The sequence below is a fragment of the Anaerorhabdus sp. genome, assembly GCF_036637135.1.
Taxonomy (GTDB): domain Bacteria; phylum Bacillota_I; class Bacilli_A; order Erysipelotrichales; family Erysipelotrichaceae; genus Anaerorhabdus.
In genome coordinates, this window is sequence record NZ_JAVWNC010000056.1 from 1 (window position 1) to 12,906 (window position 12,906).

The 12,906-nt window shown below is 32.1% G+C and carries 12 protein-coding genes and 1 other annotated feature; of the genes, 11 read left to right on the forward strand and 1 reads right to left on the reverse strand.

Annotated elements, in window-relative coordinates:
* Positions 1–161: 161 nt before the first annotated feature.
* The 10 genes from RR643_RS09425 (at position 162) to lysS (ending at position 10,372) form a co-directional block, all read left to right on the forward strand.
* The gene (locus RR643_RS09425; protein ID WP_332483062.1) at positions 162–2,087 is read left to right on the forward strand and encodes a BglG family transcription antiterminator; all 1,926 of its coding nucleotides are present in this window, start codon (positions 162–164) and stop codon (positions 2,085–2,087) included.
* Positions 2,088–2,187: 100 nt separating this feature from the next.
* Positions 2,188–2,595, forward strand: coding sequence for a PTS sugar transporter subunit IIA (locus RR643_RS09430; protein WP_332483063.1), 408 nt, complete (start codon positions 2,188–2,190; stop codon positions 2,593–2,595).
* An 80-nt stretch (positions 2,596–2,675) separates the two neighbouring features.
* Positions 2,676–3,158, forward strand: coding sequence for a PTS system mannose/fructose/N-acetylgalactosamine-transporter subunit IIB (locus RR643_RS09435; protein WP_332483064.1), 483 nt, complete (start codon positions 2,676–2,678; stop codon positions 3,156–3,158).
* A 10-nt stretch (positions 3,159–3,168) separates the two neighbouring features.
* The gene (locus RR643_RS09440) at positions 3,169–3,960 is read left to right on the forward strand and encodes a PTS mannose/fructose/sorbose/N-acetylgalactosamine transporter subunit IIC (protein ID WP_332470224.1); all 792 of its coding nucleotides are present in this window, start codon (positions 3,169–3,171) and stop codon (positions 3,958–3,960) included.
* Entirely contained in the window at positions 3,947–4,759 is an 813-nt protein-coding gene (locus tag RR643_RS09445) for a PTS system mannose/fructose/sorbose family transporter subunit IID (protein WP_332470225.1), read from the forward strand. The genes RR643_RS09440 and RR643_RS09445 overlap by 14 nt, the downstream gene beginning before the upstream one ends.
* Positions 4,760–4,768: 9 nt before the next feature.
* Positions 4,769–6,007: a hypothetical protein gene (locus RR643_RS09450; protein ID WP_332483065.1), complete on the forward strand. Its 1,239-nt coding sequence runs from the start codon at positions 4,769–4,771 to the stop codon at positions 6,005–6,007.
* A gap of 106 nt (positions 6,008–6,113) precedes the next feature.
* Positions 6,114–7,001, forward strand: coding sequence for an Hsp33 family molecular chaperone HslO (gene hslO / locus RR643_RS09455; RefSeq protein ID WP_332483066.1), 888 nt, complete (start codon positions 6,114–6,116; stop codon positions 6,999–7,001).
* Positions 6,989–8,023 carry a tRNA dihydrouridine synthase DusB gene (gene dusB / locus RR643_RS09460; protein ID WP_332483067.1) on the forward strand — a complete coding sequence of 345 codons (1,035 nt, stop codon included), beginning with the start codon at positions 6,989–6,991 and terminating at the stop codon, positions 8,021–8,023. The genes hslO and dusB overlap by 13 nt, the downstream gene beginning before the upstream one ends.
* Positions 7,971–8,594 carry a pentapeptide repeat-containing protein gene (locus tag RR643_RS09465; protein WP_332470236.1) on the forward strand — a complete coding sequence of 208 codons (624 nt, stop codon included), beginning with the start codon at positions 7,971–7,973 and terminating at the stop codon, positions 8,592–8,594. Before dusB ends, RR643_RS09465 begins: the two co-directional genes overlap by 53 nt.
* A 43-nt stretch (positions 8,595–8,637) precedes the next feature.
* Positions 8,638–8,844: a binding site (T-box leader), on the forward strand.
* A 37-nt stretch (positions 8,845–8,881) separates the two neighbouring features.
* Positions 8,882–10,372 (forward strand): lysine--tRNA ligase, encoded by a 1,491-nt coding sequence (gene lysS / locus RR643_RS09470; RefSeq protein ID WP_332472636.1) that lies wholly within the window; start codon positions 8,882–8,884, stop codon positions 10,370–10,372.
* A 381-nt stretch (positions 10,373–10,753) separates the two neighbouring features.
* Here lysS and RR643_RS09475 read toward each other — a convergent pair whose 3' ends face one another.
* The gene (locus tag RR643_RS09475) at positions 10,754–11,563 is read right to left on the reverse strand and encodes a LytTR family transcriptional regulator (RefSeq protein ID WP_332483068.1); all 810 of its coding nucleotides are present in this window, start codon (positions 11,561–11,563) and stop codon (positions 10,754–10,756) included.
* 337 nt (positions 11,564–11,900) lie between these two features.
* Between RR643_RS09475 and RR643_RS09480 the strand changes: the two genes are divergently transcribed.
* Positions 11,901–12,818, forward strand: a complete 918-nt coding sequence (locus tag RR643_RS09480; protein ID WP_332483069.1) for an aldo/keto reductase — start codon at positions 11,901–11,903, stop codon at positions 12,816–12,818.
* The last annotated feature ends 88 nt before the right edge of the window (positions 12,819–12,906 follow it).

Consider the following 12,906-nt stretch of genomic DNA (forward strand, 5'->3'; position numbering starts at 1 on the left):
GCCTAAACCAAGCAAAGAAATAAGCTAGTAATGAAACATCCTTCGGGATGTTTTTTTTAGTTATTGATTATCTTACAACCTGTTTTCATTAGTTATGTGCAATTTGTAATATGGAAACAATTGGAAGTATATATTAAACTTGAGAAAAGGAGAAAATAAATATGTTAGCTTTAGAAAAACGTCACATATTGATTATGAAGGTTTTAATTAATGCTTCCGAACCATTAAGTAGTGAATTGCTGGGTTCAATATTAGGTGCTACATCAAGAACAATAAGAGGAGACATAAAATTAATTGATCAAATACTTCAAAGGATGGGTGCTCAAGTCATCTCAAAATCAGGAATCGGCTATACTTTGGAAGTCATAAATCGAGGAGAGTTTAATGTATTCCTACAAAGTTTTAATGAGAAGTATAGTGATAATGCCTCAATTCCTTCATACGCAACAGAGCGAATTAGAATTATATTACACCAGCTATTAATAAGTGAAAGCTATGTAAAAAGTGAAGTATTTGAAAATCAATTATTTATTTCTCGAACCACTTTATCAGCAGACTTGAAAAAAGTTAGAGATATTCTTTCATCTTATCATTTAAAACTTGAACATAAACCAAATTATGGATTAAGAATAATTGGAGATGAGCGACATATACGATTTGCCTTAAGTGATTACATGAATATGGATGAAGAAGGTTCAACATTTATTAAAACAATATCAGTAGAATTGGATGCAAGTATTTGCAAAAATGAAATTGTAAAATTGCTTATAGATAATAAGATCCATATTTCAGTTTCATCATTAGAACAATGTATAGCGCTCTTACAAATTATGGATTTAAGAATTAAGAAAAATCATAATGTGAGATTAAGTGATAGTCAATTTGAGGAAATAAAATCATACCGAGAATATAGCATAGTAAATGAATGGTTAAATAAAATATTGCCAGGTATAAATGAGCATGAAGTTGCAAACTATACATTACACATATTATCCAGACAAATTTTAGGAATAGAAGACAATTATGATTTAACAGAAAATAAAACTAGCTATTTCTTACAAGATGAAATGTTGAAGTTTTTATTTACTTATACAAATCAAGATTTTTCATTTGATAGCCAGTTACGTAAATTGTTATCTCGAGAACTTAAAAGTATGTTAATAAGAATTACATATGGGTATGAATTTCATGACACATCAATGGTGCAAGTAAAACAAACAAATTTAGCGTTTGAATATGCAGTTATTATGACAGATTACTTGGTTAAGAAATATGGATACTCAATGAACGAAAGTGAAATAGCAGTTTTAGCTAATCATTTACATTTCTCAATGGAGCAAAATATAAAAGTACAAAATCAATTTAAAGTTGGATTGATATGGAGTAGAGGAAGAAATGAGTCTCTATTGATTAAGCAAAAAATTCTTAAATCATTTTCTCAATATATCGATTCAATTAAAATGTTAGAACATTATGAATTGGATGAACAAACAGAACAGGAATTAGATTTGATTATTACTGACATGCCAAGAGCAAGATTCAGATCAAAAATTTCATTAATACAGATAATGAATCAATTTAACTATCAAGAAAAGAAGGAACTAAAAGATTTCTTTTCAAAGAAAGGTGTAATGCTTCATACATTACTAAACTGTCTAGATAAAAGTTGTTGTATTTTTGATGTAGATGTACAAACTAGTGAAGAAGCTATTTGTCAACTATCGAAACAAATGATCAAAAATATGAAAATAACGAGTGGATTTGAACAAATGGTATTTCAACGTGAAAAAATTAGTTCAACAGAGAGAGGTAACAATGTTGCGATTGCGCATAGTTTATTTCCTTCAAGTGAAAAAACAATTGTTGGAATTGCGATACTTAAGCATCCAATAACATGGGGACAAGAAAATGCACAACTTGTATTTATGATATCTAATGGTAACAATGAGGAACAAATGTTTACTGTTCTACAATGGTTGCAAACCTTAGTACAGAACTATGAATTTGTTCATGAATGTTTGAATGCAAAGAATTTTGAAGAGATAAGAATTGCAATAGAGAGAGCTTTTCTATCAATTGATGCATAAAAATGAAGTCTAAGTAAAGTAAGTTTCCGTAATATAAAGGAAAAAAAGACGATATTGAAATGTATCAATAGAATTTAGAATGAAACAAAGGAGAGAAAAAATGAGAAAAATTATTATTGCAAGTCATGGAAAACTTGCGGAGGGATTTGTCAGTACAGTTAAGTTCTTTGCAGGAGAACAGAATATATCATTTATATGTGCATATGTAGACAATCGAAGTTTAGAAGATAAGATTACATCCATCTTGAATGATATAAAGGAAGATGACGAATTAATTGTTTTCACAGATTTACTAGGTGGAAGTGTAAATAGAGCATTCCTAAGCTATTTAAATAGAGAACATACACACATAATAGCTGGTGCAAATCTTGCTGTTATATTGGAAATTATATCCAAGCAAGAACAATATTTAACACAAAAAGAAGTGGAAGATATAGTTGTTGAAGCTCAAAAACAACTAGTTTATATGAATTGTTATGAAGTTTTGGTATCAGAAGATGATGAATAACCGTAATGATGTGGAAAATCATTGAATGGTGTAATTAGTTTTAGTTAATTAGAATGCAAGTAGGAAAGGAGTACAAGAAAATGGCAATTGTACACGCAAGAATAGATGATCGTTTAATTCATGGACAAGTTGCAACAATGTGGACAAATAATTTAGGTGTAACCAGAATCATGGTTGTGGACGATGCAGCAGCAGGAGATGATGTTCTTAAGATGTCATTAAAATTAGCATGCCCAAATAATGTGGCACTTTCTGTATTACCGGTTGAAAAGGCGGCAGAAAGGATTAATGCAAATGCATACGAAGGACAAAGGGTTTTCTTAATTTTAAAAAGTCCTCAAACATTAGTTAGACTAATTCAAGCTAATGTAAAAATTGAAACAGTGAATGTAGGAAATTTAACTTATACAGAAGGAAAAATTAAAATTGCAAACACTGTAGCAGTAACGAAAGAAGAGATTGAATGTTTCAATGAATTACATAAGTTGGGGGTTAAGTTAACACTCCAATTAATTCCATCAAATCCAAGTGAAGATTTAATGGACGTACTTAAGAAAGTATAAGGGGGAAAATATGGAAATAAATGTTATACAAGTAGTTCTTATTTGTGTGTATATGGCATTCTATACATATGAAGGAATGAATTTACAAATAATGCTTTATGGTGGGACAACAGTTATTGGTGGATTTGTTACAGGTTTAATTATGGGGAATCCAGTTCTAGGATTAACCATTGGTGCAACATTACAATTGATGTCATTAGGTATTGGTGCATATGGAGGAGCTAGTGTTCCAGATTATCATACAGGAGCAGTAATTGGTACTATAGTTGCTGTTTCAACAGGGAGAGATTTAGAATCTGCTTTAGCCATTGCGTTACCAGTGAGTCTTATAATGATTCAATTAGATGTATTAGTGAGAATGGCAACAACTTTCTTCTTACATCAATCACAAAAAGCAAGTGAAAAACTACAAATGAAAAAAGCATATACATGGATTATCTGTGGTCAAATTCCTTGGGCATTAAAAGGTATTTTACCAATTCTATTGGTGTTCATTGTAGGAGTTAATAATATAGATTCATTACTTAATCTTTTCCCAACATGGTTAATGGGAACATTTAAAGTAGCTGGTGGATTGTTACCTGCAGTTGGTATTGGTATATTGTTGAAATACATGAATGCGAAGAGTTACTTTGAATATTTATTGGTTGGTTTTGCGATGATTAGTTACTTACAAATTCCAATGTTAGGAATTGCTTTATTTGGATTAGCAATTGCGATAATAACATTTAAAAATCAAACTAAAAATGAAAATAAAACAGTTGTAGCAACAACAGGGGGTGCAATGGATGACGAACTCTAGTAAGTTAACAAAGAAAGATTTGAATGGTGTATTTCTAAGATGGGCAACTGCTTGTCAAATTTGTTGGAATTATGAAACTATGCAATCTGGTGGTGTAGTCCTTGCTCTAGGACCAGCATTAAGAAAAATATATACTAATGATGAAGAATATAAGAAAGCAATTGATTCTCACTATACATTCTTCAATACGCAACCTTTTATGGGAAATATCGTATTAGGTGCAGCACTTGCAATGGAAGAACAAAGTGGAAATAATGATTTTGAAAGCACACGCTCTGCAGTTACTTCTATTAAAACAGGATTAATGGGGCCATTAGCTGGTGTAGGAGATGCAATCTTCTTTGTAATTCCATTTACAATCTTTAATGCTATTGCTGCTTACATGGGGCAAGAAGGAAGTCCGTTGGGTATTGCAATAGGTGTATTATTTGGATTCGTATTATTATTCTTACGAAAATATATGTTTACAATGGGATATAAAGAAGGAAGTAAATTTGTAACAACATTATCAAATCAACTAAAGAGTTTAACAAACTCAGCTAATATTTTAGGAATGATGGTTATTGGGGCTTTAGTGGGTTCAGTTATTACTGTTACGATTCCATTTACTTTTCAACAAGGTGAAGTATCGGTAGCATTACAGAGTACAATTGATATGATTATGCCAAATCTAATGCCGGCATTAGTTGTAGGATTTGTTTATTGGTTACTTGGTAAAAAAGGTATGACTTCAACTAAAGTAATTGTTGCAGTTTTATTGTTATCATTTGTTGGTTATATTACAGGAATGTTGGGATAGGTGAATGAAATGAAAGTAGGTTATGCTAGTCACGAAATTACACCAATAGAACCAAGCTATTTATGTGGTCATGCAATACGTACAGAAATATCAAAAGGTACATTGGATCCTCTTTATGTAAGTTGTGTTATTTTAGATGTAGATGGTAAGAAAAAGTGTTGGTATAGTTTTGATCTTGTCATGCTTGATCGAGATTTTACAATTCAACTACAAAAGGTAGTAAGCAATATAATAGAGTGTAATGAATACGAAGTTGTTTGTAGCGTTATACATACACATTCTGGACCAGAAGTATCTGAAAAAGGAGTATTTAGTGAAACTTCAGAATTAGGTGCAAGACCTGGTTATTCTGAATTCTTATTTGCAAAATGTATGGAAGCACTTTATGAGGCTTTGGCACATCTTGAAGAAGCAAATGTTCGATATGATTCATTCGAGATCGAAGGATGCTTTGGTAATCGAAATGGCAAAGAACATCCTGCAGATAAGGAATGCATATGTATTCAATTCTATACTAGTGATCGAGTGTTATTAACGTGTGTAAATTTTGCATGTCATCCAACAGTGTTGGGACCACAAAATTTATATTTCTCTGCAGATATTTTTGGAAGCATTAGAAATCGACTTCAAGAAAAATGGAATTCTTCAGTATTCATGATGCAAGGAGCTGCAGGTGATATGGGAACTCGACAATTTAGACAGGGAGAAGATAATGTAGAATTATCTCGACTTACAGATTTATTGGATATTCAATTTAATCGAAATTGGAATTGGATAAATGTGAAAAGTGATGAAATTAAAACCATTGAAACACATTTTGAAATCGATGAAGATATTGACTTAAGTGAATTGCAAATTCGATATGATGAAAATAAAAGAAAGTTAGATCAAGAAACAAATCACGACCAAATAAAATTACTAAATTCTGGTTTAGCTGCATTGAAATTTCAAATGCAACATGGCACGCATTACCATGCAGATTTAGATGGAAGTATTTGGAAAATAGGAAAGTTATGTTTTGTTTGTTTGCCATGCGAACTATTTAATCAATTGGGTGTTAAAATTAAAAATGCAGGTATCGATGAGAAAATAATTATCTGGGGATATGCATTCAATGGAGGTACTTCTATTGGGTATTTAGTAGATGAACCACAGTATGGAAAAAGCTATGAAAGTATAGCTACATGCATAAAGAAAGGTACACCTGAAAAGTATTGTGACTATATCATATCTAAGTTAGATTTTTAGGATTAATTAAGTAATCTCAATGTATGAGGTTACTTTTTTATTATGTCATCTTAATAGTCGAAAATGGTAGATTATGATATAATCTTTAAACGAATGAGGTATGTATATGAAAGATTGTTTAGTTAAAGGAATAGCCTTAAATGGCAAAGTGAGAATGTACGCAATAAGTACAACAGAATTATGTGAACAAGCACGTTTGCAACATGACCTATGGCCAACATCACAAGCCGCATTAGGACGTATTATGTCTATTGGTGCGATTATGGCAGGTATGCTTAAAAACGATGATGATAAAATTATAATACAAGTTAATGGTAATGGACCTATTGGAACTTGCATGGTTGAATGTAAGCGCAATGGTGATGTAAAAGGATTTGTGGGAGATAATGAAATTTATCTTAAATACAATGAAAACAATAAACTTGCAGTAGGACTTGCTGTAGGAACTGAAGGTTATTTAAAAGTAACTCGTTCTATGGGAATGAAAGTAGATTTCACAGGACAAGTAGCACTTCAATCTGGTGAGATTGGAGATGACTTTGCATATTATTTTACTGTATCTGAACAAACGCCATCAGCTGTATCAGTTGGCGTTTTAGTGAATACAGATTATAGTTGTTTAGCAGCAGGAGGATTATTGATTCAAATCATGCCCGATGCAACAGAAGAAGATATTGAACAAGTAGAAAAAGTTGTAGCTTCTTTACAACCAATTAGTACGCTAATCAAAGATGGTCATACACCAGATGAGATACTGAAAGGTTTATTTGCTGATACAGAAATATTAGAAGAGAGTCCTGTACAATGGCATTGTGATTGTAGTAAAGATCGATTCAAAGGAGCATTAACTACATTAAAAGAAGAAGACTTACAAGAAATGATAGATGAAGATCATGGATGCCAAGTGAAATGTGAGTACTGTAATAAGACATATGATTTTAGTGAAGAAGAACTAAAATTCATTATGGAGTTTAGAAAATCATGTGGAAGATAAGGGACTTAGAAATTAAAAATCCTATTGTCATTGCACCCATGGCAGGAGTAAGTAATAGTGCCTTTCGTGAAATATGTTTTGAATATGGTGCTGGTTTAGTTTATACAGAAATGATTAGTGATAAAGCATTGGGGTTTAATAGTAAGAAAACTTTGGATATGTGTAGGATACTTGAAACTGAACATCCACTTGCAATGCAACTCTTTGGTCATGATAAGGATTCAATGGTTCAAGCCGCCATCTATCTTGATCAAAATACAGAATGCGATATCATTGATATCAACATGGGTTGTCCAGTTAATAAAATTGTAAAGTCCAATGCAGGTTCTGCCCTTATGAGAGAACCTGAATATGCAGTTGAATTAATAGAAGCTATTATTCAAGCAGTAAAGAAACCAGTTACTGTTAAGATACGATCAGGGTGGACAAAGGAAACCATTAATTGTGTGGAACTAGCAAAGGAATTAGAACGTGTTGGAGTAAGTGCAATTGCAGTCCATGGTAGAACACGAGGCCAAATGTATGAAGGTGAAGCAGATTGGCTATGGGTAAAGAGAGTTAAAGAAGCAGTGAGTATTCCCGTTATTGGTAATGGAGATATTAAAACAGTAGAAGAAGCCTACAAACGACTTGAAGAAACAGGTTGTGATGCAGTGATGATTGGACGAGGAGCAATTGGTAATCCGTTTCTAATAAAACAAATGGTAGCCTCGTTTAGTAATGAACCAGATTTTGAACCAAACTATGAAGAAAGAATGCAGATGGGAATTGATCATGCAAAACGATTGATAGCCTTACGTGGAGAAGTAGTAGCGATTAAACAAATGAGAGGTTTAGCTCCTTGGTATATTCAAGGTATGCCATTTAGTGCAAGAGTAAAAAATGAATGTGCTAAATTGAGAACACTAAATGATTTAGAAAACTTATTTGGTGAATATGCGAAATTCTTGAATGAAAGAGAAATTGAATATGAAAATAGAACAACCGAAGATTCAAATGCTAGACCCAGCAACATTCAATGAATGTATTATTGATTCTGACTTCTACAATAAACTCATAGAAACGAATCCAGATATGGATATGGATGAAGAGTGTCGAGTTGATAGTTGTCACTTTAAGAAAGTAGATTTTACTCAAACAAGAATTGATGTTAAAGAATTCTTAGATGTTATTTTTGAGAATTGTGACTTTACAACAATAGAGATGAATGAAGTAAATTTTCATCGCTGTCGTTTTGTGAATTGCAAGATGTCAGGTGCAAACTTCTTTCATTGCATACTGAAGAATGTTGAGTTTGATTCATGTTTATTGCGGATGAGTAATTTTTCGAATTGCAAGATGGAGTTAGTGAAGATTCAATCGACAAACTTTGAAGAGACACGTTTATTTCAATCGAATATAAAGAAAGTTGAATTAAAGGAATGTGATTTTACAAAAGGTGAGTTTTTTGAAACACCATTAGCTGGCATTGATTTTTCATCTTCTATTCTTGAAGGAGTAACTGTGGACTTAAATAGTCTCAAAGGAATTAAGGTTAACTCAGCACAAGCTATACGCTTAGCCGTACTACTTGGGATTGAAGTTGTCGACTAAGTTTCTTTGACAAGTGCTGAAAAAATAGATATAATCTAGACGTAAATCAATGAGGATAAGAAGAGTATTTTATTTGGTAACTTACAGAGAGCCTAGGTTGGTGTGATTAGGCAAGTGGATAATAAAAGAATAAAAGTCTTGGAGTTGAACGTTAATTCGCGTTAAGAATGACTTATAAAGTCGCTAAGATGAAGCAAGTGATTGCCTCATGAATTAGGGTGGTACCACGATGATAACTCTCGTCCCTATTGGGTAAAGAGTTTTTTTATTTTCACAAGGAGGAAACTATGGAACTAAATCTATCAGAACAAGAAGTAATCCGCCGTCAAAAGATGGAAGAGCTAAAAGAAAAAGGAATCGAACCATTTGGTGCTGCCTATGACAGAACACACCGCTCATTAGAGATTAAAGAAACTTATGGTGAGAAAACAAAAGAAGAATTAGAAGCATTGGATATGCATGTTAAAGTTGCGGGACGTATCATGACAAAACGTCGTATGGGCAAACTTGGTTTTATGCATCTACAAGATCGTGATGGACAAATTCAAATTGTTATTAATAAAGCAGTTGTTGGAGAAGAAGTTTATGAAATCTTCAAAGCGAGTGATTTGGGTGATATTATTGGTATTGAAGGTGTCGTAACAAAAACTGATTCAGGTGAATTATCAGTTAAGGCACATGAATACACACACTTAACAAAAGCATTACGTCCATTACCAGAAAAATTTCATGGACTACAAGATGTGGAAGAAAGATTCCGTCGTCGTTATGTAGATTTAATTATGAATGACGCTAGTCGTAAAGTAGCAATGTTACGTCCACGTATTATTCGTGCTATTCAACATTATTTAGATGGACAAGGACTTATTGAAGTTGAAACTCCAGTACTTCAACCAATTTTAGGTGGAGCTGCAGCTAGACCATTTGTTACACATCACAATACATTGGATATGGATTTCTATTTACGTATCGCAACTGAACTTCCTTTAAAACGTTTGATTGTTGGAGGTCTTGAAGGTGTATATGAAATTGGACGTTTATTCCGTAATGAAGGTATGGATACAAAACATAATCCAGAATTCACAACAGTAGAAGCATATGTTGCATATTCTGATATGGAAGGTATGATGAAACTAAATGAAGGATTATTCGAAAGCGTTGCAATGGAAGTATTTAATACAACTGAATTTACTCTTGGAGAAAATCAAGTATCATTAAAAGCACCATTTAAGAGATGGCATATGGTTGATGCGGTTAAGGAAGTTACTGGTGTCGATTTCTGGAAACAAGTAACACTAGATGAAGCATTGGCTCTTGCAAAAGAACATCATGTTGAAGTAGAAGAACACCAAAAATCTGTGGGACAAATCATTAATCTATTCTTTGAAGAATTTTGTGAAGATAAGATTACTCAACCTACATTTGTATATGGTCATCCAGTAGAAATTTCTCCACTAGCTAAAAAGAATCCAGAAGATCCTCGTTTTACTGATCGTTTTGAATTATTAATTTACGGAACAGAATATTCAAATGCATTCTCTGAATTGAATGATCCAATTGATCAAAGAGAACGTTTTGAAGCTCAATTAAAACTTAAAGAATTAGGTGATGATGAAGCTACAGAAATGGATACTGACTATGTAGAAGCTCTTGAATATGGATTACCTCCTACGGGTGGTATTGGAATTGGTATTGACCGTTTTGTAATGTTACTTACAGGTAACGAATCAATTCGTGAAGTATTATTATTTCCTCACATGAAGCATAGACAAGACTAAATAAAACGTATATAAACAAATTAAAACACGTTAAGTTTTTGATGAAATAGGAATAACGTGTTTTTCTAATAATTAATTATTTAAGAATATCAATACTTCAATAAATAATTCAAACAAGAAATGAAATGGTATAATTACTTATAGATAAACGAACTAAAATAAGAAGGGGTAAAACAAATAGATAAAAAGAAAAAAGTTACAATCATTACTGTTATTGCAATACTTGGATTTTTATTTGGATTGTTTTTTTCGCCGATAGGAAAAATTTTTGAATATTGGATAAAATAAATAATTACTAATTGTTGGTAATGGTTCGAAATGTAATAATGATAAATAAAATACGTACACTTTGAAGTGTACGTATTTCATATATCTATTATCCTATTTCTTTTTTAGTAATTTTGAAATTTCATCTCGTACTTGTGAATACTTCTTTTCAGGAATTGGTATGATATGATTCGAAATCAAATTAATATTATATCTTTCAATTGAAACAATGAAATCACAGTTTACTAGATATCCACGATGTGGACGATAAAAGTTACTTGGAAATGATGATATTATTTTTCCTAAGATTTGATTAATAGTTATACTTTTGTCAACGAGGTGTATGATGGGACGAGATCCCATGGCTTCAGCATAGAGGATAAGACTAGCATCAAGGTATGTTAATGAAGTGCTTGTCTTTATTTCAATTTTATTACCACTTGATTTGTGTGAATAGTCAGATAATAATTTTTGTACATAACGATATGTCTCTGTTCCTATTTTATTTGGGAAAACTTCATCATCAACTAACTCATTCCATTCGTTAGAAACATGCCAGTGCGTAAGTAATACAGGTGCATTCTCATTCTCTCTTCTATAATAGCAAGTAATTCTTTGAGTGACTGCAGCAATTTGATCTGATCCCAAAGCAGTATGTGCATCATACATACCGACAACAATTCCACTATTTTCATCAGTTTGGATTTGATAGAATTCTGCATTTTCCATTTCAACTGGAGGCATTTTAAAACCATCTTTGAATGAATTTTCTGCAGCTGCTTTTCCAAACATGAAGATATTACCGGGCCCAATCCATACAACATCATCATGCATTACAGTAAACAATGGATCTTTATTTAAATGGTAAAATTCATTTAGCATATATTCGGTATATTTGACTATAGTAGCGAGCGTTAGTTTCATTCATAATCCCTCCTTTTTTTCTTCTTGATTATAGTGGTTTTATTTACCACAACTATAAGTGAAAAACTCTCTATTCTTATCATATAATAGTGAAATGTTAGTCTAAATGTCAATAAATCTAAATGAATGACATTTATTTATAAATGAATAACTGTTTAATTTGAGTAAATCAAGTAAATTCAAGTGATTTTTTGATTGCAAATAAAAAAGATTAGATAATTTTTTTTGCATATAATTTAGCTAAGATGATATTAGAAAAAGAAAGTCATCCTAATAGGAATAAGGTAACTCTATGATATACTTTAAACAAGGATTATAAAGAAAAAGGAGGACTTCGATGAAGTACATTACAATTAATCAGGATATACCTAAATGTTCAGAAGTAGGTATTGGATGTATGCGTATTAATGCGTGTTCAAGTAGTGAGGTGGAAACAATTATTCAAACTGCATTGGATGCGGGGATTAACTTTTTTGATCATGCTGATATTTACGGTGGTGGTAAGTCAGAAGAGTTATTTGGGGAATGGTTATTAAAGAACCCAGAGAAGAGAAAATACATTGTGATTCAATCAAAATGTGGAATACGTAAAGGATATTATGACTTTTCAAAAGAATATATCTTGGAATCAGTTGAGCACATTCTTGAAAGATTAAAAACTGATTATTTAGATATATTGTTATTACATCGTCCAGATGCATTGATGGATGTAGCGGAAGTTGCGGAAGCATTTAATCAATTGAAAAAAGAAGGTAAAGTACGTGCATTTGGTTTATCAAATGTAAATGCGATACAAATTGAATTAATTCAAAGTAAATTAGAACAACCAATATTGATTAATCAACTACAATTAAGTTTAGCTCATACAGGTATTATTGATGCAGGTATTAATGCGAATTATCCATCAGCAAGTGGTAGTGCAAGAGATGGAAGTGTATATGAATACATGAGATTAAAAGATATGGTTCTTCAAGCATGGTCACCGTTACAATATGGTTTCTTTGAAGGGACATTCTTGGGTAGTGATAAGTATGTTGAATTGAATGAAGTTATTCAACGTCTTGCGGAAAAATATGAAGCAACACCTGAGGCAATTGCAATTGCCTGGATATTGAGACTTCCAATGGCTACACAGGCAATCGTTGGATCAGTAAATCCAACTCGTATTATGAATATGGCAAAGGGTGCAGATATTTCACTTACAAAAGTCGAGTGGTACGAATTGTATCGTTCTGCTGGGAATATGTTACCTTAAAGACACAAGTATGTGTCTTTTTTCTTGTTAAATAACAAATGAAAAAACACAATGAACGAATTCATTGTGCCTTTCAAAGGAATAAAAT

Excerpts from the sequence above, each read along its gene's own strand:
- RR643_RS09425 (WP_332483062.1), top strand. The coding sequence starts at position 162 with ATGTTAGCTTTAGAAAAACGTCACATATTGATTATGAAGGTTTTAATT.
- RR643_RS09430 (WP_332483063.1), top strand. The coding sequence starts at position 2,188 with ATGAGAAAAATTATTATTGCAAGTCATGGAAAACTTGCGGAGGGATTT.
- RR643_RS09435 (WP_332483064.1), top strand. The coding sequence starts at position 2,676 with ATGGCAATTGTACACGCAAGAATAGATGATCGTTTAATTCATGGACAA.
- RR643_RS09440 (WP_332470224.1), top strand. The coding sequence starts at position 3,169 with ATGGAAATAAATGTTATACAAGTAGTTCTTATTTGTGTGTATATGGCA.
- RR643_RS09445 (WP_332470225.1), top strand. The coding sequence starts at position 3,947 with ATGACGAACTCTAGTAAGTTAACAAAGAAAGATTTGAATGGTGTATTT.
- RR643_RS09450 (WP_332483065.1), top strand. The coding sequence starts at position 4,769 with ATGAAAGTAGGTTATGCTAGTCACGAAATTACACCAATAGAACCAAGC.
- hslO (WP_332483066.1), top strand. The coding sequence starts at position 6,114 with ATGAAAGATTGTTTAGTTAAAGGAATAGCCTTAAATGGCAAAGTGAGA.
- dusB (WP_332483067.1), top strand. The coding sequence starts at position 6,989 with ATGTGGAAGATAAGGGACTTAGAAATTAAAAATCCTATTGTCATTGCA.
- RR643_RS09465 (WP_332470236.1), top strand. The coding sequence starts at position 7,971 with ATGAAAATAGAACAACCGAAGATTCAAATGCTAGACCCAGCAACATTC.
- lysS (WP_332472636.1), top strand. The coding sequence starts at position 8,882 with ATGGAACTAAATCTATCAGAACAAGAAGTAATCCGCCGTCAAAAGATG.
- RR643_RS09475 (WP_332483068.1), bottom strand. The coding sequence starts at position 11,563 with ATGAAACTAACGCTCGCTACTATAGTCAAATATACCGAATATATGCTA.
- RR643_RS09480 (WP_332483069.1), top strand. The coding sequence starts at position 11,901 with ATGAAGTACATTACAATTAATCAGGATATACCTAAATGTTCAGAAGTA.